At 70.6% G+C, this 25,955-nt stretch carries 25 protein-coding genes; 7 read left to right on the forward strand and 18 right to left on the reverse strand.

Annotated elements, in window-relative coordinates; genetic code table 11:
* Positions 1-45: 45 nt before the first annotated feature.
* Together AB7878_RS00190 and AB7878_RS00195 are read left to right on the forward strand one after the other, a co-directional pair.
* Positions 46-1,557 carry a UbiD family decarboxylase gene (locus AB7878_RS00190; protein WP_369492429.1) on the forward strand — a complete coding sequence of 504 codons (1,512 nt, stop codon included), beginning with the start codon at positions 46-48 and terminating at the stop codon, positions 1,555-1,557.
* Positions 1,554-2,312, forward strand: a complete 759-nt coding sequence (locus tag AB7878_RS00195) for a prephenate dehydrogenase/arogenate dehydrogenase family protein (protein ID WP_369492430.1) — start codon at positions 1,554-1,556, stop codon at positions 2,310-2,312. The genes AB7878_RS00190 and AB7878_RS00195 overlap by 4 nt, the downstream gene beginning before the upstream one ends.
* 96 nt (positions 2,313-2,408) lie before the next feature.
* On the opposite strand, the gene AB7878_RS00200 is transcribed toward AB7878_RS00195, so the two are convergent.
* Together AB7878_RS00200 and AB7878_RS00205 are read right to left on the reverse strand one after the other, a co-directional pair.
* On the reverse strand, positions 2,409-2,708 hold the full coding sequence (locus tag AB7878_RS00200; protein ID WP_369492431.1) for a hypothetical protein: 300 nt from the start codon (positions 2,706-2,708) through the stop codon (positions 2,409-2,411).
* Positions 2,709-2,779: 71 nt separating this feature from the next.
* Positions 2,780-3,259 carry a DnrO protein gene (locus AB7878_RS00205; RefSeq protein WP_369492432.1) on the reverse strand — a complete coding sequence of 160 codons (480 nt, stop codon included), beginning with the start codon at positions 3,257-3,259 and terminating at the stop codon, positions 2,780-2,782.
* Positions 3,260-3,416: 157 nt separating this feature from the next.
* On the opposite strand from AB7878_RS00205, the gene ubiU reads away from it, so the two are divergent.
* Positions 3,417-4,415, forward strand: a complete 999-nt coding sequence (ubiU, locus tag AB7878_RS00210; RefSeq protein ID WP_369492433.1) for a ubiquinone anaerobic biosynthesis protein UbiU — start codon at positions 3,417-3,419, stop codon at positions 4,413-4,415.
* A gap of 13 nt (positions 4,416-4,428) precedes the next feature.
* Complete coding sequence (locus AB7878_RS00215) at positions 4,429-5,301, forward strand: U32 family peptidase (protein WP_369492434.1); 873 nt, start codon at positions 4,429-4,431, stop codon at positions 5,299-5,301.
* A gap of 51 nt (positions 5,302-5,352) precedes the next feature.
* Here the strand turns inward: AB7878_RS00215 and fabB are convergent, their stop codons facing one another.
* From fabB to hemN, 15 genes are all read right to left on the reverse strand, one after another.
* Positions 5,353-6,561 (reverse strand): beta-ketoacyl-ACP synthase I, encoded by a 1,209-nt coding sequence (gene fabB, locus AB7878_RS00220; RefSeq protein ID WP_369492435.1) that lies wholly within the window; start codon positions 6,559-6,561, stop codon positions 5,353-5,355.
* A gap of 1 nt (position 6,562) precedes the next feature.
* Positions 6,563-7,078 (reverse strand): 3-hydroxyacyl-[acyl-carrier-protein] dehydratase FabA, encoded by a 516-nt coding sequence (gene fabA, locus AB7878_RS00225; protein WP_369492436.1) that lies wholly within the window; start codon positions 7,076-7,078, stop codon positions 6,563-6,565.
* 153 nt (positions 7,079-7,231) lie between these two features.
* Positions 7,232-8,674: an L-aspartate oxidase gene (locus tag AB7878_RS00230; RefSeq protein ID WP_369492437.1), complete on the reverse strand. Its 1,443-nt coding sequence runs from the start codon at positions 8,672-8,674 to the stop codon at positions 7,232-7,234.
* Positions 8,671-9,696 carry a quinolinate synthase NadA gene (gene nadA, locus AB7878_RS00235; protein WP_369492438.1) on the reverse strand — a complete coding sequence of 342 codons (1,026 nt, stop codon included), beginning with the start codon at positions 9,694-9,696 and terminating at the stop codon, positions 8,671-8,673. The genes AB7878_RS00230 and nadA overlap by 4 nt, the downstream gene beginning before the upstream one ends.
* Before the next feature lie 21 nt (positions 9,697-9,717).
* Complete coding sequence (gene ubiT, locus AB7878_RS00240) at positions 9,718-10,557, reverse strand: ubiquinone anaerobic biosynthesis accessory factor UbiT (RefSeq protein WP_369492439.1); 840 nt, start codon at positions 10,555-10,557, stop codon at positions 9,718-9,720.
* On the reverse strand, positions 10,547-10,936 hold the full coding sequence (locus AB7878_RS00245) for a putative zinc-binding protein (RefSeq protein WP_369492440.1): 390 nt from the start codon (positions 10,934-10,936) through the stop codon (positions 10,547-10,549). Before AB7878_RS00245 ends, ubiT begins: the two co-directional genes overlap by 11 nt.
* Positions 10,937-10,946: 10 nt before the next feature.
* On the reverse strand, positions 10,947-12,191 hold the full coding sequence (locus AB7878_RS00250) for a hypothetical protein (RefSeq protein WP_369492441.1): 1,245 nt from the start codon (positions 12,189-12,191) through the stop codon (positions 10,947-10,949).
* Positions 12,172-12,414, reverse strand: a complete 243-nt coding sequence (locus AB7878_RS00255) for a DUF2249 domain-containing protein (protein WP_369492442.1) — start codon at positions 12,412-12,414, stop codon at positions 12,172-12,174. Before AB7878_RS00255 ends, AB7878_RS00250 begins: the two co-directional genes overlap by 20 nt.
* Before the next feature lie 77 nt (positions 12,415-12,491).
* Positions 12,492-13,811 carry a hypothetical protein gene (locus AB7878_RS00260; protein ID WP_369492443.1) on the reverse strand — a complete coding sequence of 440 codons (1,320 nt, stop codon included), beginning with the start codon at positions 13,809-13,811 and terminating at the stop codon, positions 12,492-12,494.
* Positions 13,812-13,938: 127 nt separating this feature from the next.
* Positions 13,939-14,505, reverse strand: coding sequence for an SCO family protein (locus AB7878_RS00265; RefSeq protein WP_369492444.1), 567 nt, complete (start codon positions 14,503-14,505; stop codon positions 13,939-13,941).
* A gap of 183 nt (positions 14,506-14,688) precedes the next feature.
* Entirely contained in the window at positions 14,689-15,450 is a 762-nt protein-coding gene (locus tag AB7878_RS00270; protein ID WP_369492445.1) for a formylglycine-generating enzyme family protein, read from the reverse strand.
* Positions 15,451-15,452: 2 nt separating this feature from the next.
* The gene (gene nirK, locus AB7878_RS00275) at positions 15,453-16,988 is read right to left on the reverse strand and encodes a copper-containing nitrite reductase (protein ID WP_369492446.1); all 1,536 of its coding nucleotides are present in this window, start codon (positions 16,986-16,988) and stop codon (positions 15,453-15,455) included.
* Positions 16,989-17,208: 220 nt separating this feature from the next.
* Positions 17,209-17,760, reverse strand: a complete 552-nt coding sequence (locus tag AB7878_RS00280) for a cytochrome b (protein WP_369492447.1) — start codon at positions 17,758-17,760, stop codon at positions 17,209-17,211.
* 56 nt (positions 17,761-17,816) lie between these two features.
* Complete coding sequence (locus tag AB7878_RS00285) at positions 17,817-18,554, reverse strand: helix-turn-helix domain-containing protein (RefSeq protein ID WP_369492448.1); 738 nt, start codon at positions 18,552-18,554, stop codon at positions 17,817-17,819.
* Between the two features lie 11 nt (positions 18,555-18,565).
* Positions 18,566-19,963 (reverse strand): oxygen-independent coproporphyrinogen III oxidase, encoded by a 1,398-nt coding sequence (gene hemN, locus AB7878_RS00290; protein WP_369492449.1) that lies wholly within the window; start codon positions 19,961-19,963, stop codon positions 18,566-18,568.
* Positions 19,964-20,210: 247 nt separating this feature from the next.
* On the opposite strand from hemN, the gene AB7878_RS00295 reads away from it, so the two are divergent.
* From AB7878_RS00295 to AB7878_RS00305, 3 genes are all read left to right on the forward strand, one after another.
* On the forward strand, positions 20,211-22,508 hold the full coding sequence (locus AB7878_RS00295; RefSeq protein WP_369492450.1) for a nitric-oxide reductase large subunit: 2,298 nt from the start codon (positions 20,211-20,213) through the stop codon (positions 22,506-22,508).
* A 228-nt stretch (positions 22,509-22,736) separates the two neighbouring features.
* Positions 22,737-23,246 carry an FHA domain-containing protein gene (locus AB7878_RS00300; RefSeq protein WP_369492451.1) on the forward strand — a complete coding sequence of 170 codons (510 nt, stop codon included), beginning with the start codon at positions 22,737-22,739 and terminating at the stop codon, positions 23,244-23,246.
* 10 nt (positions 23,247-23,256) lie between these two features.
* Complete coding sequence (locus tag AB7878_RS00305; protein WP_369492452.1) at positions 23,257-24,957, forward strand: protein kinase domain-containing protein; 1,701 nt, start codon at positions 23,257-23,259, stop codon at positions 24,955-24,957.
* 57 nt (positions 24,958-25,014) lie between these two features.
* Here the strand turns inward: AB7878_RS00305 and AB7878_RS00310 are convergent, their stop codons facing one another.
* A complete protein-coding gene (locus AB7878_RS00310) occupies positions 25,015-25,953 on the reverse strand; it encodes a LysM peptidoglycan-binding domain-containing protein (protein ID WP_369492453.1) in 939 nt (312 codons plus the stop codon).
* Positions 25,954-25,955 lie beyond the last annotated feature (2 nt).

The following is a 25,955-nucleotide window of genomic DNA, read 5'->3' on the forward strand; positions in this document are numbered from 1 at the left end:
GCGCGAGCGGCGAGGCTTGGGCGACGCCATTGCCAGTCCCGCACCATGAGCCACCACGACCTGCGTTCCTTCCTCGACCGGCTCGAACGCCAGCAGCAATTGCTGCGCGTGCAGGCGCCGGTGGATCCGCATCTGGAAACCACCGCGCTGTGCCATCGTGCCCTGCGTGAAGGCGGCCCTGCCCTGCTGATGGAACAGCCGCTCGGTTCGGGCCACGCCTTCCTCGGCAACCTGTTCGGCCATCGCCGCCGCATCGAGCTGGCGCTGGCCGGGCGGCCGCTGGCTTCGCTGCGTGAGCTGGGCCAGCTGCTGGCCGCAATCAAGGAGCCGCGCTGGCCGGCCAACCTGCGCCAGGCGCTGGCCACCTGGCCGGAGCTGGCGCAGCTCGCCCACGTGGCGCCGCGCCACGTCGAGGAAGCCGCGTTCCTGCACGAAACGCGGGAAGGCGCGGACATCGACCTCGCCCGCCTGCCGATCCAGCATTGCTGGCCGGGCGATGCGGGCAAGCTGGTCACGCTGGGTCTGGTGATCACCCGCGGCAGCCGCAAGCGCCGCCAGAACGTGGCGATCTACCGCCAGCAGGTGATAGCGCCGAACCGCGTGATCATGCGCTGGCTGCCGCATCGCGGCGGCGCGCTGGACCATGCCGACTGGCGCGTGGATCGTCCGCGCCAACCCTTCCCCGTGCTGGTGGCGATCGGCGCGGACCCCGCCACCTTGCTCGCCGCCGTGGCGCCGGTGCCGGACACGTTGTCCGAATACGAGTTCGCGGGCCTGCTGCGCGCCGAGCGCACGCGGCTGTGGCGCAGCGAGCTGACCGGCCTCGACGCGCCGGCCGGCGCGGAGATCCTGCTGGAAGGCTTCATCCATCCCGACGACACCGCGCTGGAAGGTCCGTTCGGCGACCACACCGGCTACTACAACGCGCAGGACCGTTTCCCGGTGCTCACCATCGAGCGCATGCGCTTGCGCAAGGATGCGATCTACCAGGGCAGCTACATGGGCCGCGCGCCGCACGACGAGCCTTCGGTGCTGGCGATGGCGCTGAACGAGCTGTTCGTGCCGATCCTGCAGAAGGTGTTCCCCGAGATCGTCGACTTCCACCTGCCGCCGGAGGCCTGCTCCTACCGCGTCGCCGTGGTGGCGATCCGCAAGCAGTACGCCGGCCACGCGCGGCGCGTGATGATGGCCGTGTGGTCGTACCTGCGCCAGTTCACCTACACCAAGTTCGTGATCGTGGTGGACGCCGACATCGACGCGCGCGACTGGTCGCAGGTGATCTGGGCCATCGCCACCCGCGTCGACCCCGCGCGCGACGCGATGCTGGTGGAGAACACGCCGATCGACTACCTCGACTTCGCCAGCCCCGTCGCCGGGCTGGGCTCCAAGCTCGGCCTCGACGCCACCAACAAGTGGCCCGGCGAGACCAGCCGCACCTGGGGCATGCCGATCGCGCCGGACGACGCGGTGGAGGCGCGGATGGATGCCTTGTGGCGAACGCTGCGAGAATCGGCGGATGCCGGGCCCGACCTGCCCGCCCGCCGGAGTCCCCGATGATCTTCGCCCTGTTCGGCCATGGCCGCTTCGGCTGCGCCTTCGCCGACCTGCTGCAACGCGCCGGCCACGTCGTGCGCATCCACGACCCGCAGGCGGAAATACCCGCGGCGCTGGCCTGCGCCACGCCGGCCGATGCGCTCGCCGGCGCCGACTGGGTGGTGCTGGCGATGCCGGTGCCACAGCTGGAGCCGGCGCTGCGCGAACTGCGCCCCCTGCTCGATGCGCGGCACACCGTGATCGACGTGGGCAGCGTGAAGGAGCACCCCTGCGCCCTGCTCGACGAACACCTCGGCGAGGCGATCCCGCACGCCGGCACCCATCCGCTGTTCGGACCGCTCAGCCTCGCCCGCGGCGAGCCGCTGCGCGCGGTGCTGTGCGCCAGCGCGCGCCATCCGCAGGCCGCCGAACGCACGCGCGCCCTGTTCGAATCGCTGGGCTGCACGGTGATCGCGCAGGACGCCGCCGCGCACGACCGCGCGATGGCGAAGACCCACGCGCTGGCGTTCTTCATCGCCCGCGCACTGGTGGAGATGGGCGTGGGCGAGGACTTGTCGGTGGCGCCGCCCTCCTTCCTCGGCCTGGCCAACATGCTCGCCGCGGTGCGCGGCGACGCCGGCCACCTGTTCGCCGCGATCCAGCGCGAGAATCCCTACGCCGAGGCGGCACGCGCCGAGCTGCTGGAGCACCTGGCCGCGATCCACCACCGGCTGCTCGCCGGCGACGAGACCCTGGCGATTCCGCCGCCGGCGCCTTGAGGCGTAGGAGCGCACCCCCGGATCAAGTCCGGGGCAGGCTCTGTGCGCGAATGCTCTGGCGCCGATCGGAACAAAAGCATTCGCGCACTGGGTGCGCTACGGTTTCCCGCCGTCCGAACCTGCGAGCATCGCCAGCGCCTCGCGCGCCTGCTCCTGCAAGGCGAGCCATGCGGCTTCCCACTGCCCCGGCTTGGGTTTGGCGTGGCCGAACCGCAACAGCATCTCGCGCGCCTGTCGCAGCTGCGCCTGCAGCGCGGCGTTCCCGGCCAGCACGCGCTCGTGCTCGTCCTTGCCCACCATGAACACCTTGCGGTCCTTGCATACGCCGATGCACGGCTGCGGCGCTTCGATCCTGCCGCAACCGATGCATTGCCACGCCTGGATGTAGTCGGTCATGTGCGTTGCCCGTTTCGATGGAGGCAGCGTGCGCCGCTGCCGCGGCGGAACGCTTGATCCGGATCAGCGATTCAGTGCGCGTGCCCGGCTTCCGGCTTCCAGTCCGGCGCCTCGAAATAGCGCGGGTAATCCGCCACCGCCGCGCGCATCGCCGCGAGCTGGCCCATGTCCGCGGGGTCGGCCTTGAACTTCTGCACCGCGGCGAGCAGCGGCACCAGCATGCCGTGCAGCACAGCATCCTGCCCGGGCGCGAGCTTGCACTTGGCGAAGATGTCGGCGGCGGATTCCTCGATCGCGCCCACGCGATCCAGCGCCAGCGTGGTGTCCATGTGGCCCATCTCGTAATGGCGCAACTGCTCCAGCACGGTGTGGATCTGCTCCATGTCCGCGCTCAGCGTGGCGTCGGCAGCCCAGCGCTGCGCGGGCGGCGGCACCGGTGCCGCGGCATGTGCGTGTGCGGCGTGGTCGTGCTGGGCGAAGGCCGCGCCGGGCGCCAGCGCCAGCACGGCGAGAACGCTGCACAGGGGAATGGAAAACCTCATCGGATGCATGCCACGGACTCCTGCCTGCGACGGATGCCGCAGTCGCATCGATGCTAGCGATCGATCCGGATTGCCTGCTTGATCCACGACAAACTGACCCGCGTCAAAAGCGCGGCCGCTTGTCGCAGCCACGATGCGCACTCCTTTCCCGCGCGGAGCGCCGCCCATGCAACTCGTCTGTCCCGCCGGCAACCTGCCCGCCCTGCAGGCGGCGATCGACGCCGGCGCCGACGCGGTCTACGCGGGCCTGCGCAACGAAACCAATGCGCGCGCCTTTCCCGGCCTCAACTTCTCCGACGCGGAGCTGGCGCAAGGCATCGCCTATGCGCATGCACGCGGCCGCAAGGTCTATCTCGCACTGAACACCTACCCCGACAGCGCGCGCCTGCCGCAGTGGCAGGCGGCGGTGGACAAGGCCGCGGCGCTGGGCTGCGATGCGATCATCGCCGCCGAGCTGGCGGTACTGGACTACGCCACGCGCACGCATCCCGCGCTGGCGCGGCATCTCAGCGTGCAGGGCTCGGCCACCACCGCGCCTGCGCTGCGCTACATGCACGAGCGCTTCGGCATCAGCCGCGCGGTGCTGCCGCGCGTGCTCTCGGTGCAGCAGGTGGAGCGCCTGTGCGAAACCAGCCCGGTGCCGCTGGAGGTGTTCGCGTTCGGCAGCCTGTGCATCATGGTCGAGGGGCGCTGCCAGCTCTCCAGCTACGTCACCGGCGCCTCGCCGAACCGCCACGGCGTGTGCTCGCCAGCGAAGTTCGTGCGCTGGGACGAACACGACGACGGCCGCCGCAGCGTGCGCCTCAACGAGGTGCTGATCGACCGGTTCGAACCCGCCGAACCTGCTGGCTACCCCACCGTGTGCAAGGGCCGCTTCGAAGTGGGCGGCGAAACCTTCCACGCGCTGGAAGAGCCGACCAGCCTCAACACGCTGGAGCTGCTGCCGCGCCTGGCCCAGGCCGGCGTGGCGGCACTGAAGATCGAGGGCCGCCAGCGCGGCGTGGCCTACGTGGCCTCGGTGACGCGCACCTGGCGGGACGCGATCAACCGCTACCGCAGCTCGCCCGGGAACTGGTCGGCGCAACCGGCGTGGCAGACCACGCTGACCAAGCACGCCGAAGGCCACCAGACCACGCTCGGCCCCTATCACCGTCACTGGCACTGACATGCAGAGCACGATGAAACTCAGCCTCGGCCCGTTGCAGTACTTCTGGCCGCGCGAACGCACGTACGCCTTCTACCGCGCGGCGGCGGACTGGCCCGTCGACATCGTTTACCTGGGCGAAACGGTGTGCAGCAAGCGCCGTGAACTCTCCACCGGCGACTGGATCGCGCTGGCCGCGGAGCTGGCCGCAAGCGGCAAGCAGGTGGTGCTCTCCTCGCTCGCCCTGATCGAGGCCGAATCGGAACTGGGCGTGCTGAAGCGCCTCGTCGCCGAAGGCCGGGGCTGGATCGAGGCGAACGATCTCTCCGCCGTGCAGCTGTGCCGCGAACGCGGCGTGCCCTTCGTGGCCGGACCCACGCTCAACGTGTACAACCACGCGGCGCTGCGGCTGTTGATGGACGACGGCCTCGTCCGCTGGGTGCCCGGCGTCGAACAAGGCCACGTGCTGATCCGCGAACTGCGCGATGCCGTGCTGGCCGCGGGCCTTGCGATGCCCGAGCTGGAAGTGATCGCCTACGGCCGCCTGCCGCTGGCGTACTCGGCGCGCTGCTTCACCGCGCGTGCGCTGGACGTGCCCAAGGACCAGTGCGGCTTCCGCTGCATCGACTATCCGGACGGCCTGCCGCTGGCCACCCGCGAGGACCGGCCCTTCCTGCGCATCAACGGCATCCAGATCCAGGGCGACGAGATCACCGACCTCGGCCCCGAGCTGCCGCAGCTGCGCGAACTGGGCGTGGACGTGCTGCGCCTGTACCCGCAGGCCGAAGGCATGGCCGACATCGTCGCCCACTACCACCACGCCCGCCGCTCGCCGCAACCGCCGCCGCGCATCGCCGCGCGCAGCGGCTACTGGCACGGCGAGCCGGGGATGCAGTCGGCAAACTGAACGATGCTCCGGCCGCTCTGCGTGGGGCGGCCGGAACCATCCCGCGACGACTCACACCCTGGCGAACACCAGGCTGGCGTTGGTGCCGCCGAAGCCGAAGCTGTTCGACATCACGGTGGCCAGCCGCGCCTCGCGGCTTTCGCGCAGGATCGGGAAACCTTCGGCGCGCGGGTCCAGTGCGTCGATGTTGGCCGAGCCGGCCATGAAACCGCCCTGCATCATCAGCAGGCTGTAGATCGCTTCGTGCACGCTGGCCGCGCCAAGCGCGTGGCCGGTGAGCGCCTTGGTCGAGGACAGCGGCGGCATCGCCGGCCCGAATGCCTCGCGCACGGCGGCCAGCTCCACGATGTCGCCCAGCGGCGTGGCGGTGCCATGGGTGTTGAGATAGTCGACCGGGTGCGTGAGGTGCGCCAGCGCCATCCGCATGCAGCGCACCGCACCCTCGCCGGAGGGCGCCACCATGTCGGCGCCGTCGGAGGTGACGCCGTAGCCGACGAGTTCCGCGTGGATGCGCGCGCCGCGCGCCTTGGCATGCTCGTAGTCCTCCAGCACCAGCATGCCGCCGCCACCGGCGATCACGAAGCCGTCGCGGTCGGCGTCATAGGGGCGCGAGGCAGCCTGCGGCGTGTCGTTCCAGCCGCTGGAGAGCGCACCCATCGCGTCGAACTGCGCGGTCATGCCCCAGTGCGCTTCCTCGCCGCCGCCGGCGAACACCACGTCCTGCGCGCCGTGGCGGATCAGGTCGGCCGCCGCGCCGATGCAGTGCGCCGAGGTGGCGCAGGCGGCGGCGATGGAATAGCTGAGACCCAGGATGCCGAACGCGGTGGCCAGCGAGGCCGACACGGTGGAACACATCGTGCGCGGCACCATGAACGGCCCCACCTTGCGCACGCCCTTGCCGCGCAGCAGGTCGGCCGTCTCGATCTGCCATTGCGCCGAGCCGCCCCCGGAGCCGGCCACCACGCCGGTGCGCGGGTGGCGCACCTGTTCCAGCGCCAGCCCGGCGTCGGCGATCGCCGAGCGCATCGCGAGGTAGGCGTAGGCCGCGGCGTCGCCCATGAAGCGGCGCAGCTTGCGGTCGATCGCGGCCTCCAGGTCCACCTGCGGCTCGCCCGCGACCTGGCTGCGCAGGCCGCGCGCGGCGTAGTCGGGGATCGCGCGGATGCCGCTCTTCAATTCCTGCAGCGCGCGCGTCACCGTGTCCGCCACGTCGCCGAGGCAGGACACGATGCCCATGCCGGTCACCACCACGCGGCGCATGTCAGAAACCCTCCGTGGACTGGAACAGGCCCACGCGCATGTCGCTGGCCACGTAGATCAGGCGGTCGTCGACGAAGGTCTTGCCGTCGGCGATCACCAGCGCGAGCTTGCCGCGCATCACCCGGCGGATGTCGATCTCGTAGCGCACCAACTTCGCGCTGGGCAGCACCTGGCCGGTGAACTTCACCTGGCCCACGCCCAGCGCCCGGCCGCGGCCGGGCTCGCCCAGCCAGGGCAGGAAGAAGCCGGAGAGCTGCCACATCGCGTCCAGGCCCAGACAGCCCGGCATCACCGGGTCACCCTCGAAGTGGCAGTCGAAGAACCACAGCCGCGGCGTGATGTCGAGCTCGGCGTGGATCACGCCCTTGCCATGGGCGCCGCCCGTCTCGGCGATCTGCGTGATGCGGTCGAACATCAGCATCGGCGGCGCGGGCAGCCGCGCGTTGCCGTCGCCGAACAGTTCGCCGCGGCCGCAGGCCAGCAGCGCCTGGTAATCGTAGGAGGAAGAACGGGTCATGGATCGCTCGCAAGTCGGTGATTCCGCACTGTGCGGGACTCACCCGCGGTGCGTCTTGATCCGCGTCAGCAGGACGCACGGGTATGGAAGCGGCCGCACGGACATGAAGTCGCAGGCCGGGGCCGACGCTCTCGCGCAGGGCGTCCCGGCTTCCTACGCCGGGCAGCCGCGATCCTCGCGGCAGTGCCCGCCCAGGCTGCGCGTGCGCAGGCGCATCGCGCACAGCAACGCCTTGGCCAGGCGCATCTGCCAGCCGGCGCCGGCAGCGGCCGCGCACATCCGCCACGCGTCGTGCAGCGCCGCGCCTTCGCGCACCGGCCCGGCGGCGTGCCACAGCAGTTCGCGCAACGCGGGCAGGTTTTCCGGCGGCAGTGCCGCACCGCGCTCGATCCAGCGGCCGGTGCCGCCGGCGGGCAAGCGCGCCGTGGCGGCCAGCACGGCGCCGAGCCGGCGACCACCGGCTACCGCTTCGAGCAGCGAATTGCTGGCCAGCCGGTTGGCGCCGTGCACGCCGTTGCAGGCCGCCTCGCCCACCGCATGCAGACCGGGCAGCGAGCTGCGGCCGTCGAGGTCGGTGGCCACGCCGCCCATGTGGAAATGCGCCACCGGAGTGATCGGCAATGGTTCGCGACGCGGGTCGAGGCCATGCGCAAGACAGGCCGCCAGCACGGTGGGAAAGCGGACCTGCCAGTCGCCGGCAACCGGCGTGGCGTCCAGCCAGGCACCGCCCTGTTGCCGCGCCTGCCACACGCGGCGCGCCACCACGTCGCGCGGCGCGAGGTCGCCCAGCGGATGCAGGCCGTGCATCAGCGGCGCGCCCGCGGCATCGAGCAGGCGCGCGCCGGCACCACGCAGCGCCTCGGTGAGCAGCGGCAGGCCGTGGCCATTCACCGCCAGCGCAGTGGGATGGAACTGCACGAATTCCAGGTCGCGCGGCGCCGCGCCCGCGGCCAGCGCCAGCGCCAGGCCCGCGCCATCCGCACCGGGCGGATTGCTGGTGTGCGCGTACAGCGCGCCGATGCCGCCGGTGGCCAGCACCACCGCGGCAGCCTCGATCTCCTCGCAACGCCCCCGCGTATCGCGCACGCGCACGCCTGCGACACGACCGTCGCGCAACAGCAGCGCCTCCGCGTCCACCCCGCCGCGCCACTGCACGTGGCTGGCCGCTTCCACCCGGGCGCGCAGCGCGCGCACCAGCGCCGCGCCGGTGGCATCGCCACCCGCGTGCACGATGCGGCGCGCACCGTGGCCGCCCTCGCGGCCCAGCTGCAGGCGGCCGTCGGCCGCGCGGTCGAAGGCCACGCCTTGCGCTGCCAGCCACGACACGGTGGCTGGCGCCGCCTCGCACAGCCAGCGCACCGCGGCCGCGTCGTTGTGCCGGGCGCCGGCTTCCAGCGTGTCGTGCGCATGTGCCGCGGCACCGTCGCCCTCGCCCAGCGCGGCGGCGATGCCGCCCTGGGCCAGCGCGCTCGCACTGCCGCTGCCGTCCGGGGCGCGGCACAGCAGGCGTACCGGCGCAGGCGCGGCGGCCAGCGCGGCGGCCATGCCGGCCACGCCGCTGCCGATCACCACGATGGGGTGTCGCGCGCGCCTCACACGGTTTCGCGCCGGCCCACCGCCAGCATGCGCTCCAGCGCGCGGCGTGCGCCGGCGATCACGTCGGCGGGAATCTCGATCGCGTGTTTCAGGTCGCGCAGCGCGGCATAGATGTTCTGCAATGTGATCCGCTGCATGTGCGGGCACAGGTTGCAGGGTTTGATGAACTCGGTCTGCGGGAATTGCGCGCGCAGGTTGTCGGCCATCGAGCACTCGGTGATCAGCGCCACCCGCGCCGGCTGCCTGCGCGCCAGCCACTTGCCCATGGCCGTGGTGGAGCCCACGAAATCGGCCTCGGCCAGCACCTCGGGCGGACACTCCGGGTGCGCCACCAGCTTCGCATCGAAGGTTTCGCGCGCGTGCCGCGCCTGCTGCGCGGTGAACTTCTCGTGCACCTCGCAGCGGCCGTGCCACAGCACCAGCTCCACCCCGGTGCGGCCGGCGACGTAGCGGCCGAGGAATTCGTCGGGCAGGAAGATCACCTTCGGCGCGCCCATCGCCTCCACCACCTCGACCGCGTTGGCCGAGGTGCAGATCGCGTCGGACTCGGCCTTCACCGCGGCGGAGGTGTTGGCGTAACTCACCACCGGCGCGCCGGGGTGGCGCGCCTTCAGCGCGCACACGTCGGCGGCGGTGATCGAGGAGGCCAGCGAGCAGCCGGCCGCCAAGTCGGGGATCAGCACGGTCTTGTGCGGCGCGAGGATCTTGGCGCTCTCGGCCATGAAGTGCACGCCGCACATCACGATCAGCTCGGCGTCGCAGTCGCGGGCGGCCTGCGCCAGGCCCAGCGAGTCGCCGGTGATGTCGGCGACGCCGTGGAAAATCTCCGGCGACTGGTAGCTGTGCGCCATGATCACCGCGCCGCGCTGCTTCTTCAGCTTGTTGATCGCGTCTATCCACGGCAGGTGCAACGGGATCTCCAGGCAGGGCACCAGCGGTTCGAGGCGCGCGGCCAGCGCGGCGTACTCATGTTCGAGGTCGTCGCGCCAGGCGGGCGCGGGCAGTTCGGCGAGGTCGGGCATGGCGATCCGGAAGTGGCGGCGTCAGTGCCGCCGATGGGCCGCGCGCGCGGCGCAAGCGAAGCGGGCGCCGCGGTTCAGCGCGATGCGCAGCCCCAGCGGCACCGATTCCCACGGCAGGCGGTCGAGCAGGTTGCGCGCGGTGAGGCCCAGCTCGGTGTCGCCGGTGAGCACCAGGTCGCGCTGGAAGAACAGCGTGTCGGCGTCCTCCAGCCGGCTGGCGAGCAGCAGCAGGTCGGTGGCGCTGCCGCGCACGCTGGCCTCGGGCGCGTCATCGACCACCCGCAGCCGCCCGTCGCGCAGGCTCAGCACCCAGCGCAGGCCGAGGTCGCTCACCTCGATGGCTAGCCGGCGGCCGGCCATGAAATCGAGTGCGCCGTCGGCGAGCGGCGCCGCCAGCACGCGCGCCAGCGCACGCTCCAGCAAGGCGTGTTGCCAGCGCGCGGGCAACACGCGCAAAAGCGGCGCGAGCCGGCGCGGCGGCGGCAGGCGGCGCAGCAGCGGCGACAGGCGCGGAGAATCGGGCATCGGGTCCATGCCGGCCAGCATGACGGGAGCTGCACCCTGCCCGCCTTGACCCGCGTCAGCCGGAACGCCTTGCTGCGCGCAGGCGTCGGCGATCACCAGGTCGAGCAGCCGCGTCGCCGTGCTTGCGGGCACGTCGAGTTGTCGCGCCAGCCGCTGCCCGCGCCGGCGCACCACGAGTTCGCGCGCGGGGTCGCGTGCCGCCACACCGGCGCGCGGCTTGAGCCGCGCCACCATCCGCACCAGGCGGCGGCGCGCCGCCAGCAGCAGCAACAGGCCGTCGTCCACCGCGTCGATGGCGCCGCGGGTGCGCGCCAGCGCGAAACGCTCAGCACGCATCGTCGACACCTCCCGTGCGCAAGGCCTGCGCGGCGGGAAGCACCTGCGCCTGGTAGATGCGCCGCGCCTCGGCGGGATCGAAATCGGCATGCTTGCGCTTCTTCACGCCGTACTCGGACAGCACCAGGTGGGCGTCGGCCACCACGCCCGCGTTGGCGAGACAGGCGGCGACGCACTTCAGTACACAGCCGTCCAGCGCAAGGATGCGCCGCCCGCCCCGCGCGGTGCGCACCAGCCCTGCCACGCCGCCGCCCACGCCGGCGATGCACGACATCTCCGCCGCGCCGGCGCGATCCAGCCGCAGCGCGAGATGGTTGGCCATCTGCGCCGCGCTGGAACAGCCGGAGCAGGAATACACCAGGGGCAGATCGTTGCTCATCGGGACATCCTCAGGCAGCTTTTTCCACACTCCGCGCGAAGCTGCGCGCGCCATGCAGCGCACCCAGCAGCGCATGGCCATGCACGGTCCAGGCGACGCATTGCGCCGCTCCGGCGAGCCGCGCCAGCCATGCCTGCGGCCACAGCAACGCCAGCACCAGCAGCGGCGCGGCCAGCGCCTGCGTCAGCAGCACACGCCGCTTGCGCGCATCGGGCAGCAGGCGCTGCACGCCGGGAATCCGTACGCCGCGCGGAATTCGGTGGCGCAGGTCGATCCAGGCGACGAAGGGCACGATCTCCATCGCCATCGCGCCGACCAGCAGCGGCAAACCCACTGCCAGCGCCAGCACGCCCGCCAGCATGCCCTGCCCCGCCAGCAGCGCCGGCGCCGCCAGCGCCAGCGCGGACGCGCCCGCGCGCCATTGCAGGAAAAGCGCATGGCGCCGCCCCTTCGGCACCGGCCACTGCAAGGCCAGCACGGCCAGCGCGAAACCGGCGCCACCGAGCGCCACCAGCGCCGAAAGGAGTACGTCGTCCCGGTGCGCGAGATGCCAGGCGCCGGCGAACGGCAGCGCCAGCACCACGCCTCCCAGCCAGGTCGCCTGCGCACGCACCGGCACGCTGCCGGTGGCCTGGAACATCGGCATGGTCACCCGCCCCACCGCGGCCAGCAGCAGCACCATCCAGCCCAGCACGCCGAACGCCGCGTGTACGTCCACCGCGGCCAGCGGCCACGCCGCGCCCCCGGCCAGCAGCAGGGCCAGCGCGCCGCCCACCAGCGCGGTCGCCACGCCGCAAGCCAGTGCAGCGGCCGTGCCCGCGCGCAGCAGGCGTTCGCCCGCGGCGGCGCACAGGCCGGGCAGCGTCATCGCGGCCAGCCACAGGAAGGCCAGCGGCAGCAGCGTGCCGGCGACCAGCAGCAGCAAGTGCACGTTGCCGTGCAGGCCGATCACCAGCAGCAGCGCGCCGAGGTTGAAGACGGCGTGCAGCCATGGTGCGCCACGGCGCCAACGCAGCTCCGCGCCCGCCGCCACCTGCAGGAACTGGAGCAGGCTGCCGAACATCGCGTTGCCCAGCACGCCCAGCGTCCACGCGTGCACCAGGGCCAGCGTGGCCGGATGCCAGCGCGCGTGCAGCGGCGCGGCGCCGTCGATCAGCAGCAGCACGCCGCCCGCCATGCCCCAGCACGGCATGGCGAGCAGGAAGCGCAGCGGCAAGGCGGCCGCGGGCGCCTCGTCAAGCCGCAGCTTCGGCATCGCCTGGGCGGCGGATCAGCACGCGCACACTGCCGTCGGCCCGTGGCGCCTCCGGTTCCGCGTCGTAGCCCAGGTGGGCGAGCTCCATCAGCAGCGGACGCGGCAGCCGCGGCGCCACGATCACCACCGCCTCGCCCGGCGCCAGCCGGTCGGCGGCGTCGAGCGCGCGCAACATGGGTTCGGGCGCTTCGAGGTGGCGCAGGTCGAGTTCGTCGGAAATCATGCGGGCATTGCAGCGCCTGTACACCGCGCCGGCGATGACGCAAGTCAAGCGCCGGCGCGACGACCGTCATCCGCGCGTCAGAACTTGTACGCGATCATCAGGCGGTCATAGACGAAAGGCTGGTTGCCCGGGTTCAGGCCGATGCCGCCCGTGGAGCGCTCCCAGCGGTTGCGCAGCGACAGGCCCTTGAGATAGCCGTCGAAGTTGTAGGCGACGTCGAAATACACGTCGTGGCTGTCGCCGCGCAATGCCGTGGCGTATCGGGCATAGGCGGCAGTCAGCTGCAGCCGGTCGTCGAACAGGCCGTAGGCGAAGCGGGCCTTCCAGGCGTGCCCCGGCCCCTGCTCCACGAGGCCGCGGATCATCGAGGTGGTGTACAGCGGGTCGCTGGCCCAGCCCGCCGTGTAGGGCGAAACCAGGGCGCCGTCGCCGATCGCGCCGTTCTGCCGCTCGATCCGGTTCCAGGACACGTCGAACCTGCCATGCGGGATGTTGACGCCGGCATCGGCGCCCCAGACCCGGCTCTCCACCTTGTCGCCGCCCACGCCGAACAGCTGCGCCCGGTTCGCCGCCAGCAGGCTGCCCGCCCCCGCGTGCTCGGTGACGTACTGCGCGGCGACGAACGGATCGAAGCCGCTGCCGGTCCTGAACGTGTAGCTGCCTTCGGCGTAGCCCATCTGTGCGAAGTCGATGAAGTCGTAGTACCAGGCCTGCCCCTTGAAGCCGCCAGCCGCGTAGGTGGTGCCCAGCGCCCAGGTGCCGGACGTGGTCCCGGCCGTGGACGGCAGGCCGCCGAGGCCGCCGTACATCGTGTCGCCGTGGTATGCGGTCGGGTAGTAGAGGTTGTCGAGGTGGTAGCCGTCCGAGGTGCGGCTCTTCCAGCCGTAGCTGCGCAGCGCGACGATGTCCCAGCCCTTGGCCGGCGTGAGCACGGCCTGCAGCGCCTGGTACGAGGCCGGCAGCACGCGCGCGTCGCTGCTGCCCATCCACGGCGTGTTGAGGTATTGCTGGCCCGCGCGCAGCAGCACGTCGTCGTTCCGGTACTGCACGTAGGCCTGGCCCAGCGCGCTGAGGCTGTTGCCCTCGCCCATCATGGTGGTGTCAATCCTGGCCGGGTTCGAAGCCTGCGTGCCGAACGCGTTGGCGCTCAGCAGCGAGGCGCCGAGGCTGAAGCCACCGCCGAAGTCCGCCGTGCGCAGGTTGAGCAGCACGGCACCGGACAGCGCGCTCGCGTCGGGCTTCGCGTCGCTGGAGTAGAGGCGGTTGAAATCGTACAGGCGCAATTCGCCGTCGACGTGGCCCTGGGTGAAGACGTCGCTCAAGGCATCGGCGTGGACACCGGGGCTGAGGCTGCCGAGCAAGGCAGCGGCGACAAGAGCGGCAAGGGTGTGGCGCATGGTCAGGCTCCGGACATGGGGAAAGGGGTGGGCCGGGCACGGCGCGACTGCCGCGCTGCGGGCGGCTGGTCGCATGCATTCGCGTTGCCCGGCGGGAAGGCCGGTCGTCACCGGTCGGCGCGGCCGGTCAGGTTCCGCCGAGCTGGCGGCGGATCGCCTCGACGAACACCGAATCGAGCCGGCCGATGTGGCTGGTGCGCGCCACGATGCGGCCGTCGGCATCGAGCAGGATCAGTTCGCTGGAATGGTTGAATTCGCCGTCCGGCAACTGGCGGTATTGCAGGCCGAGCACGCCGGACAGCTGGCGCGCGCCGGCCGGCTCGACCCGCGCCAGCGTCCACGCGGGCGCATCGAGCTTGCGCTTCTCCGCATAGCCGTGCAGGGCGGCCACGCTGTCGCGGGCCGGGTCGAAGCTCACCGCGAGCAGGTCGATCTTCGCGCGCTCGGCCGGGGTGAGCGCGTTGCGGGTGGCGCGCATGCTGTCGATGATCATCGGGCAGACCATCTGGCAGGAGGCGTAGAACATCGTCACCAGCTGCGGCCGGCCGCGGCGCTCGGCGAGCAGTTGCCGATGGCCGTCCTGGTCGGTGAGTTGCAGCTTGAGGTGGTAGATGGAGTCGCCGGGCAGCGGCTGGGTGGCGTGGGTGGTGGTGAACGGGAGCATCAGGACAAGAAGCAGGAGCAGTTGTTTCATGGTGTGCCTCGCAAGACTTGCTTCGCTGTACTCATGTCGGGAGAGGGCTTTCCTGCCCTCCCCCGACTCGCCGAAGCCGGCCGCAGGCCGGCTTCGGCTCCGCCGCGGAATCGCGAGGCGATTCCGCGCGTGCGGCCCATCCATGGGCCGCGGCTCCCCCAGCTGCTCCGCGCGGCTTGCCGCTCAGGGCTTCGCACAGCGGAAGCCCATGTTGTTGGTGGTGTCCGACGCCTTCAGCGCGGAAAGCATCGCGATGCGCATCAACACCGCGTAGTTCTCCTTCTGCTGCAGGCTGATCGCGCCGGCGCCGCAGAACTTCAGCACGTCGGGATCGCCCTGGTCGCGGCTGTCGCTGGCGACCAGCAGTGCGTTGTAGTCGTCCACCCATTCCCACACCGGCTCGGTGATGTTGCGCACGCCATAAGCGTTCGCGGCGCCGCCGATGTCGGGCAGCGGCGCGCTGGACGGGCGCGAGTACCAGGCCAGCAGGTGCTCGCGCCAGGCCGGGTCGTTGCGCGCGTCACGACGGGTGGCGTCGGCGGCGGCCGCGTATTCCCATTCGTACCAGGTGGGCAGGCGCGCGCCTTCGCTCTCGCAGTAGGCCGCGGCGGCGAACCAGCTCACCCGGGTCACCGGCTGGCGCGGCTTCGCTTCCCGGCCGAGCGCGAGCGGGCCGGCCCAGTGGCTGAGGTAGCGCGCGTCGGCGAGGATGCCGGCGACGCGGTCGCGCCGCCATTCGGGGTGGGTCTTCACGAAGGCCAGGAACTCGGCGTTGGTGACCGGCTCGACGCGCAGGCGGAACGGCGCGATCTGCGCGGGCGCCGCCTTGCCGTCGGCCGGCATCACGCTGGCGAAGCGCCCTCCCGGCAGCGCGGCGTAATCCGCCGCCGCTGCCGGCAAGGCCAGCACCAGACCCAGCCATGCGAGTGCATGGTGCAGGCGCATCGTCAGTGCTCCGCGTTCACCACCGGGCCCGCCCCGGCACGCGCCTTGGTCACGTCGTCCTTGCTGAACTGGCCACCCGGGTTGCCCCAGCTGTTGATCACGTAGGTGAGGATGTTCGCCACCTCGTCGTCGGTGAGCTGGCTCATCGGCGGCATCACCGAGTCGTACTCGTGGCCGTTGACCTTGATCTTGCCGTTGAGGCCATGGGTGACGATGCTCATCGCGCGCTTCGGATCGGCCGCCAGGAAGTCGGACTTGGCCAGCGGCGGGAACACGTTCGGCAGGCCTTCGCCGTTCGCCTGGTGGCAGACCGAGCAGGTGCCGGTGAACAGCTGCTTGCCCGCGGCGACCTGGTCCGCCTTGGTCAGCGTGCCCGCCGCATGCGCCTTGGCCGCCGCGCTCACCGCCTTCAGGTTCGGTTCCGAGCGATCGCCCAGGTAGACGGAGTCCACTTCCTTGCCCGAGTAGACCAGCTTGTTCTCCGGACCGTCGACTTTCAGGATGCCCAGTGCGCCCTTGTTGAACGCGCGGAAGATCGAGTGGTCGACCAGCACGTAGCTGCCCGGCACGTCGGTGTGGAACTCCACGATCGCCGCACCGCCGGCGGGGATCAGCGTGGTCTGCACGTTGTGCTGGGCCACCGTGCCGCCTTCGGGCTGCACGCGGTCGAAGATCTCGCCGATCACGTGGAAGCTCGACACCAGGTTGGGGCCGCCGTTGCCCACGAACAGGCGCACGTTCTGGTTGGTCCTGGCGGTGAGCGCGTTGTCGCCGGTGAGCGCGCCCTCCTTGCCGTTGAACAGCACGTAGGTGGGCTTCTCGTCGATCGCCTTCTCCATGTCGAACGGCTGCAGGCCTTTCTCGCGGTACTTGCCCGTGGTGTAGAAGTCGCCCTGCATCACGTAGTACTCGTGGTCCACCTTCGGCAGGCCCTCCGGCGGCTCGACCAGGATCAGGCCGTACATGCCGTTGGCGATGTGCATGCCCACCGGCGCGGTGGCGCAGTGGTAGACGTAGATGCCCTGGTTCAGCGCCTTGAAGGTGAACTGCGACTCGTGGCCCGGCGCGGTGAAGCTGGACGCCGCGCCGCCGCCCGGGCCGGTGACGCCGTGCAGGTCGATGTTGTGCGGCATCTTGCTGTCCGGCGCGTTCTTCAGGTGGAACTCCACCGTGTCGCCCTGGCGCACGCGGATGAAGCTGCCCGGCACGGTGCCGCCGAAGGTCCAGAACGTGTACGTCACGCCCTCGGAGATCGGCATCTCCTTCTCCACCACTTCCAGCTCCACGATGACCTTGGCCGGATAGTTGCGATTGACCGGTGGCGGCACGTGCGGCGGGCTGGTCAGCACCGCGTGGATCGGTGCGCCCTGCGGCGGGCCGAAGTCGGCGGGCGCGAGATCGAGCGGTGCGGGGGCGGCGTGCGCGGCGCCGGCGATGCCTGCCGCGACCGACGACAGGCCGCCGTCGCGCCTGCCGTCGCCGCAGGCGGCGAGCAACATCGTGGCGGTCATGGCGGCTACACACAATGCGTACTTCATGGGATGGCTCCTTGGTGTCCGGCGCCATGCTGCCCAGCTCGTCGCGGGCCCCGTTTGACCGCAGTCAATTGCGGCAACGCAACTGCCCGGGTGCGTCAAGTCACCACAGCGCGACGCAATCCCGACGTGCCCGGCATCGCCGGCACGGACACGGAAACGGCCCGCGCGAGCGGGCCGTTCGTCGTGGCAAGGTCAGGCGTCGGGGGTTGCCCGGGACTGCTCAATCCCGCTGCGGCAGCATGCGGCGCAAGGTGTTGTCGCGCGTCCAGTAGTGGTGGAACAGCGCCGCCGCGGCGTGCAGGCCGATCAGGTAGTAGCCGAGCGTGCCGATGGTTTCGTGGATGCCCTCCAGCGTATGGCCCAGGTCCTTGTCGGCAGCGGTCAAGGCGGGCAGTTGCAGCCCGAAGAACGGGATCGGCTTGCCCTCTGCGCCCAGCGTGAGCCAGCCCAGGATCGGCATGGCCAGCAGGAACGCGTACAGCGCCAGGTGCACCAGCGCGGCCAGGCGTTCCTGCATGACCGGCAGCGGCGGGTGAACCGGCGGCCTGCGGCCGCCCATGCGGCGCAGCGCCAGGCGTATCGGCAACAACGCCAGCACGCTCAGGCCCAGCATGTAGTGCCAGTTCATCATTCCCGCACGCCCCGCGCTGCCGCGCGGGTAGATGCCGCGCAACTCCATCAGCGCGTACACGGCGATCAACAGCAGCAGGGTCAGCCAGTGCAGCGCGATCAGTGCGCTGCTGTAACGCGCGGGGGTGTGCTTGAAGCCCATGGCTCGCTCCTTCCGTCGGGATGGTCCAATCGTGGCGCGCCCCGCTTAGATCCTGCTCAGGCCGTCAGCAGGTTCTGTCCGAGCTCGCGCAGTTGCTGCTGGTCGCGCAGATGCAGCACGCGCCCCTTGATCGCCACCAGCCCCTTCGCGCGGAAGCGGCTCAGCGTGCGGCTCACCGTCTCGGCGGCGAGGCTGAGGTAACTGGCGATGTCGCTGCGCGACATGCTGAGCTGGTAATGCGTGCCGGAGAAGCCGCGCACGGCATGGCGCTCGCCAAGATCGACCAGGAAAGCCGCCAGGCGCTCGTCGGCGCTGTGGTCGCCGGCCAGCAGCCGCGCCGCGCCGAGCGGCCGGCTGATCAAGCGGAACAGGTGCCGCTGCACCGCGGGCTGGCGCGTGGCCAGCACGCTCATCGCGGGGAACGAGAAACGGCAGAATTGCGCGTCGTCCAGCGCCACCGCATCGCATGGGAAACGGTCGGGGTAGATCGCGTCCAGGCCGATCACCTCGCCCGGCAGGAAGAAGCCGAGCACGTGCTCGCGGCCCTGGTGGTCCAGCTGGCGCGTCTTCACCGTGCCGGCGCGCACCGCGTAGACCGCCTCGAACGGATCGCCCTGGTGGAACACCGCCTCGCCGGCGCGGTACGGCCCGAGGTGTTCCATCAGGCTGTGCAACGGCGACAGCTCGGGCTTGCCGTAGCCGACCATCGCGCAGACGCTGGACAAGGCGCAGGTGCGGCAGAAATCCGTGGCGCCGTCGGTGGCGACGGCGTCGGGCGCAAGGTGCCCGCTCATCGATCCCCTGCTCATATCGCCCGCGAGAACCGGGTCGGCGCCGCCTTGCCGAGGTAGGCGTCGAAGCACATGGCCACGATGCGCAGCAGCAGCCGCCCACGCGGCGTGACCCGGATCGTGCGCTCGTCGAGCGTCACCAGGCCGTCGCCGGCCAGCGCGTGCAGGCGTTCCAGCTCGGCCGCGAAATACTCGGCGAACACGATGCCGCGGTGCTCGCCGAACGTGATCATGTCGAGTTCGCCGTAGCACATCAGCTGGCCGATCGCCTCGCGGCGGATCAGGTCGTCCTCGACCAGCGCGAGGCCGCGCGCCACCGGCAGGCGACCGTTGTCCAACGCGGCGTAGTAGCCGGTGAGGTCGCGCGCGCTCTGGCTGTAGCTGTCGCCGATGCGGCCGATCGCGCTCACGCCCAGACCCACGATGTCGCACTCGCCATGGGTGGAATAGCCCTGGAAATTGCGCTGCAGCGTGCCGGCGCGCTGCGCCGCCACCAGTTCGTCGTCGGCGCGCGCGAAGTGGTCCATGCCCACGTAGGCGTAGCCCGCCTCGTCGAGGCGCGCCAGCGCGCGGCCGATCAGGGCGAGGCGCGTGGCCGGGTCGGGCAGCTCGGCGGCGTCGATCTGCCGCTGCGCCTTGAACATCTCCGGCAGGTGCGCGTAGGCGTAGACCGCCACGCGATCCGGCGCCAGCGCGACCACCTCGTCCAGCGTGTGCTCGAAGCCCGCCACGGTCTGCCGCGGCAGGCCGTAGATCAGGTCCACGCTGGTCGAGCGGAAGCCGCTGGCGCGCGCCGCCTCCAGCACCTCGCGGGTCTGCGCCACGCTCTGGATGCGGTTCACCGCCGCCTGCACCGCGGGGTCGAAATCCTGGATGCCCACCGAGATGCGGTTGAAGCCCAGCTCGCCCATGCCGCGGATGTAGTCGGCGTCGGCGAAGCGCGGGTCGATCTCGATGCCGAACTCGCGACCGCGCTCGACGCTGAAGCTGAAGTGCCGCGCCAGCACGCCCATCAGCTCCTGCATGCGCGGCACGTCGAGGAAGTTCGGCGTACCGCCGCCGAAGTGCAGCTGGGTCACCTGGCGATCGCGATCGAACAGCTTCGCCACCAGTTCGATCTCGCGGTACAGCCGCTCCAGGTAGCGGTCGGCCTTGCCCACGTCGCGGGTGATGATGCGGTTGCAGCCGCAGTAGAAGCACGGGCTGACGCAGAACGGCACATGCACGTAGATCGACAGCGGGCGCGGGATCGGCTCCTCGTTGGACGCCTGGATCGCCGAGCGCAACGCGCGCTCGTCGAAGTCGCCGCGGAACTGCGGCGCCGTGGGGTAGCTGGTGTAGCGCGGACCGGCCATGTCGTAGCGCGCGATCAGTGCCGGATCGAACTCGGGGATCTGGATGGCGTGGTTCATGGGCGCAGTGTGCGCAAGGGCTTGCGGGGAAGCTTTGACGCACGTCAAACCGGCTTGCGACGACTTCGCGCCCCACCGCGCGCCGCCGCGGTTTCCCTGTCCTGCGCGATCCGCGTGCGTCGACATGCCGCAGCCGCTGCGACCGCGCCAATGCGGGCAGGACTGACGCAGGTCAGGAAGGGTCGACGGCCACGCACCTAGCATGCCGCGCGCCTTCCCCCTTCTCATGAGCCCCAAGGAGATTCGCATGGCCTCACCCACTCCAGCTGCGGACCGCGCCGGTCCGCAGGATCGCGTCAGCCGGGTACTGATCTGGATACTCGTCGCCGTCACCATCGCCTGTTCGATCGGCATGCTGGCGGCCACCCGCAGCACCTACGAACAGGCCGCACCGATCCCGCAGCTGATGGCGACGGCCGACGGCACGCCGGTACTGACCTACGCCGACATCGTCGCCGGCAAGTCCGGCTTCCAGAAGGCCGACCTGATGGACTACGGCAGCCTGTACGGCATGGGCTCGTCGTTCGGCGAGGACTACACCGCCGAATACCTCGTGCAACTGGCGAAGGAGGTGCAGGACAACCTGGCGCTGGCGCGCTACGGCCAGCCGTTCGCCGCCATCGATGCCGAGCGGCAGTCCGGCATCGCCACCGCCATGCGCGCGGAGCTGCAGGGCATCGACCTCAGCCAGTCGCAGGTAGTGCTGCCCGACGCGGTGGCCAAGGCCATCGTCGCGCTGCGCGAGCGCATCGGCGAATCGCTGCGCCGGGACGACTTCACCAGGGGCTATACCGGCGCCCGCGCGCTGAATCCGGAGAGCGCGCGGCAGACCGCCGGCTTCCTGCTCTACTCCTCGCTGACCACGGTCGCGCGCCGCCCCGGCAAGGACTACTCGTGGACCAGCAACTGGCCGTCCGAACCGCTGGTCGGCAACAGCCCCACGCCGGCCACGTTCACCTGGACCTGGGCCTCGTTCACCATGGTGTTCTTCGCCATCGGCGCGATCCTGGTGATCTTCCGCCTGTGGATCGAACCCAGGGCGCCGAACGAAACCTTCGAGCCCGTACTGGAGAAGTTCCGCACGCCCACGCCCAGCCAGAAGGCGTTGTGGAAGTATTTCCTGGTGGTGGCCGGCGTGCTGCTGGTGCAGATCCTGGTCGGCTCGATCATGGCGCACTACTACACCGAGCGCGCCAGCTTCTACGGCATCGACATCGACCGCTGGCTGCCGTTCGCCTTCCTGCGCAGCGTGCACCTGCAGGCGCCGATCGTGTGGATCGGCGTGAGCTGGATCGCGGGCGGCCTGTTCCTCGCCCCGATCATCGGCCGCAGCGAGCCGCGCGGGCAGCGCTTCCTGGTGAACCTGATCTTCTGGGTGCTGGTGGTCATCGTGGCCGGCGCGCTGGTCGGCAACTACCTCGGCATCGCCGGCATCGTCGACCAGCACTGGTTCTGGTTCGGCAACCAGGGGCTGTCCTACCTGGAGATGGGCCGCTTCTGGCAGATCCTGTTCTTCGTCGGCCTCACCGTGTGGTGCGTGGTGCTGCTGCGTGCGTTCCTGCCCACGCTGCGGACGCTGTTCCGGCAGAGCGGTTCGCTGTACGGCCTGTTCCGCATCGAACACCTGGTGTGGGTCAGCACGCTGACCGTGGCCTTGTTCTACGTGTTCGGCATGATCCCGCTGGGTTCGCCCAACCCCTCGTTCTCGATCACCGACTTCTGGCGCTGGTGGGTGGTGCACCTGTGGGTGGAACTGGCCTTCGAGCTGTTCGCCGCCTCGGTCACCGGCTACTTCCTGATGGCGCTGGGGCTGGTGTCGCGGCAGATGGCCGAGCGCGCGGTGCTGTTCGAATGGATCCTGATCGTGATCGGCGGCGTGCTGGGCACCGGCCACCACCTGTACTGGGCCGGTGAGCCCGGCCTGTGGGTGGGCGTGGGCAGCATGTTCTCCTTCATCGAGGTGCTGCCGCTGGTGCTGCTGGCGCTGGAGGCGATCGACCAGCACCAGCACGTCAAGGCCAAGCAGGACTTCCCGTACAAGCTCGCCTACCTGTACATCCTGGGCGCGGCGTTCTGGAACTTCGTGGGCGCTGGCGTGTTCGGCGGCGGCACGCTCAACGCGCCGCTGGTGAACTACTACGAGCACGGCACCTTCCTCACGCTCAACCACGCGCACACCTCGATGTTCGGCGCCTTCGGCCTGCTTGCCATCGGCCTGCTCTACATGGTGCTGCGCTACTTCAACGGCGAGCGCCCATGGAGCGACCGCTGCGGCGTGTGGGCGTTCTGGCTCTACAACATCGGCGTGGTGATGTGGATCGTGATGAACTTCTATCCGGTGGGCTGGCCGCAGCTGGAAGCGGTCTACACCCACGGCTACGCCTACGCGCGCAGCCTCGCGTTCTACGACACCACCACGTTCTGGCAGTGGATGCGCATGCCGGGCGACGTCGTGTTCGCCGCGGGCGCGCTGCTGATGGCGTGGGACTTCCTGGCCAAGCTGTGGGCCCAGCGCCAGGCCCGCCTGACCGCACCCGGCCGCTGAGCAGCCGCACCGACAGCCGGTGGACAACTCCGCCGGCTGTCGGCTTCCGGGCCGGTCGTTGGCAGCCTTTTCGTGGCCGGCACGGCCGGCCACCCGTACGAAGCCGTCACGCAGATCGGCGCCTGGCGGCTCAAGCCGCCAGCAACTTGCAACAGGAATCGGACGATATCGACAGTATCGGCACGACGACTGGCTATATTGTCGAAACTGCCAGCTCTCCGACGCGCCATGGACAACCGCAAACCGATGCCACCACGATCAGCCGGCCCGCAAGGCACGCGACTGTTTTCCGCCGAAGCACTGCGTTTGCAGGCAAGCGAGGCGACTCCCGTTTCCACCGGGCGCGCCAGCGTCAACGAGCCGGTACTCGAAGGCGTCGGTGGCGAACTCGGCGGCCGGCGCTTTTCGGTACGCCCCGGCCGGCAGACGATAGGCCGGCGCGGCGACAACAACATCGTGATCGGCGATTCCAGCGTGTCCGCCTCGCATGCCTGGATCATGAACCAGCAAGGCCATTACGTGATCATGAACACGCTGTCCACCAACGGCACGTTCGTGAACGACCAGCGCGTGCACGAATCGGTGCTGCGGCATGGCGACCGCATCCGGCTGGGCCAGGCGGAATTCGTGTTCCTTACCCGGGACCCTGGGGCCTCGCGCTCCCGCTGGCTGCCGTTCGCGCTGATCGGGCTGGTTCTGCTCGCTGCGGTGGCCGCGCTGGCCTGGTGGCTGCTCTGAGGGGTTCGGTGTGACTGTCCCTGCCACCGCGGCCGTGCCGCGGACCATCGGCCGCTACCGCATCGACGGCGTGCTCGGCGAAGGCGCGATGGCGGTGGTGTACGCCGGGTACGATCCCGGCATCCAGCGCCGGGTCGCCATCAAGTGCCTGCATCGCCACGTGGCCGATGATGCCGCGTACCGGCGGCGCTTCCTCGCCGAAGCGCGCGCAGCCGGGCACCTGATGCACCCGAATATCGTCACGATCTTCGATGCCGGCGAAACCGAGGACGGCCGTACCTACATCGCGATGGAGCGCCTCGACGGCGAAACGCTGGCAAGCCGCGTCGCCAGCGAGGGCTTGCCGCCCCTGCCCATGGTGATCGAACTGGCCAGCCAGATGGCCGCGGCGCTGGACTACGCGCATGGCCAGGGCGTCATCCACCACGACATCAAGCCCGAGAACATCATGCTGGCCGAGGGCTGGCATTACGCCAAGCTCAGCGATTTCGGCATCGCCGAACGGCGCGGCGCGCGCACGGCCAGCGACGCGATCGGCGGCACGCCGGCCTACATGGCGCTGGAGCGCCTGCGCGGCGAACCGGACGACGCCCGCAGCGACCTGTTCTCGCTGGGCGTGGTGCTGCACTGGCTGATCACGGGCAAGTTGCCGTGGCGCGAGACCGCCGACGTGCCGCGCCTGATCCGCGAACGGCAACGCTCGCCGCGTCCGGCGATCGAGCCGCTCGATCCGGCCACGCCATCGATGCTGGTGAACATCGTGCGCACCCTGCTCGCGCCCACGGCCGACGCGCGCTACCAGAGCGGTGCCGAAGTCGTCGACGACCTGCGCCAGGCACGCCGCGAATACGAGCGCCTGCACGAGAAGCCGCTCGCCAATCGCATCATCTCGCTGCGCCTGCGCTGGGCCGCCGCACTGGGCGCCACGTTGTGCCTGGTGCTGCTGGTGGGCCTGGCGGTGATCTACGCCAAGCAGAGCAGCGCGGTGACCGGCCTCGCGCTGGACTTCGGCAGTTCGCTGGGCCGCATCGTCGCCGGCGAAGCCTCGGAAAACCTGCTGCTGGGCGACCAGGCGGCCACGCGCGCGCTGGTGCAGGACATCGCGAAAAATCGCCAGATCCGCTATCTCGCCGTCGCCGACCACCTGGGCCAGGTCGTCGCCAGCACGCAGCCCGCCGACGTCGGCCGGCCGCTGGTCATCCCGACCGGGCAGAAGTACCTGCCCCGCGCGGACGGCATCGACAGTTATCGCAGCCAGATCGCCGGCGGCGAAGAGATGCTGCTGTTCGACGTGCCGATCCGCTACCAGGCCAAGCTGGTGGGCGACCTGCGCCTGGGTATCAGCGAAGCGCCGCTGCACGCGGCGCAGCGGATGACGCTGTGGGTGATCCTCGCCGTGCTGCTGGTGACGCTGGTGGCGGTGATCGGCGCCGCCTACTGGCTGTTCCGGCGCCCGCTGGTCCTGCTGCAGATGCTGAGCGACGCCCTGCTCCGGGTCGGCCGCGGCGACTTCCACCACCGCATCCGCCTGGTGCGCCGGGACGAGCTGGGCCAGTTGTTCGCCGCATTCAACCTGATGAACAGCGCATTGCAGGCACGCCAGCAAAACGAGGCCGGGCCGTCCACCGCGCCGCGCGTGGCCACGGACAACGCATCGCAGCCAACGCGCATCATCCAGCCGCCGGACGCCGGACAGGACGCGCCCGAATAGCCTGGACGGCGGAAGCGCCCAGTGCGAAGCAGCCACGCCGGCACCGAACGTTGCGCTTCAGAACTGCTTCAGCCGCTGCTTGATCTCGAGCGCGCGGGCGCGGTAGACCACTGCCGGTTCGTAGGACGGGTCGATCGCCAGCACGTGATCCCACAGTGCGATCGCGGGGTCCAGTTTCTGGTCGCGGTACAGCACGATCGCGCGCTGGTGATAGGCGGCCAGCAGTTGCTGGCGCATGGAGTCGGCCTGGGGGCCGCTGGGCTTCAAGCGGGGGTCCAGCGACAGCGCTTCGTCCATCTGCACCAGCGCCTGGTCCTTGTGCCCGTGTTCCAGCAGGGACACGCTATCGCGCTGCAGGCGGCGCGCCCTGGCCGTGGCCGACTCGCCCGCCGGCCCCTGCCCTGCACCGGCTACGTCGACCACGGGTGCGCTCTTCACCGGGCGGGAGGTCGACGCCGCATCGCTCGCCGGGGACGAAGCCAGTGGCAGGCGCAGCGTCTGGCCGGTGCGCAGGAGCGAGGGATCGGCCGAGCCGTTGTAGCGCGCCAGGATCAGGAAGCGCTGCGCGTCGCCGAGATGGCGGGCCGCCAGCGTGCTGTAGGAATCGCCCGGACGCACCACGTAGCTGCGCGAGCGCGCACCCAGCTCCTGTTCGGGATCCACCGTGAGCTGGTGCAGCATCGATTGTGCCGTGCGGTCGTCGGGATGGACGGTCAGGTACTGCCGCAGCGCACGTTCGCCCTCGTCGTAGCGCCCGCGCTGGAGGTCGCCGCTGATGATCGCGCCGAGCGACTCGGTCGGGATGGCTGTCGCCTCGCGCGCCGTTGTCGACGGCTGGGTGACTGTGACCCTGGGCGAGCCATTCAGGCGGTCCTCGACCCGGCCCTTGAGCGTGTTCACCTGCGTGCAGCCACTGGCGGCGAGCACGGCCAACACGGCGGCGAAGCGCAGGGATGGTCCGGCGATGCGCCGGCTTCGATGGATGATTCCTGCCATGT

The organism is Rhodanobacter humi (genome assembly GCF_041107455.1).
Taxonomy (GTDB): domain Bacteria; phylum Pseudomonadota; class Gammaproteobacteria; order Xanthomonadales; family Rhodanobacteraceae; genus Rhodanobacter_A.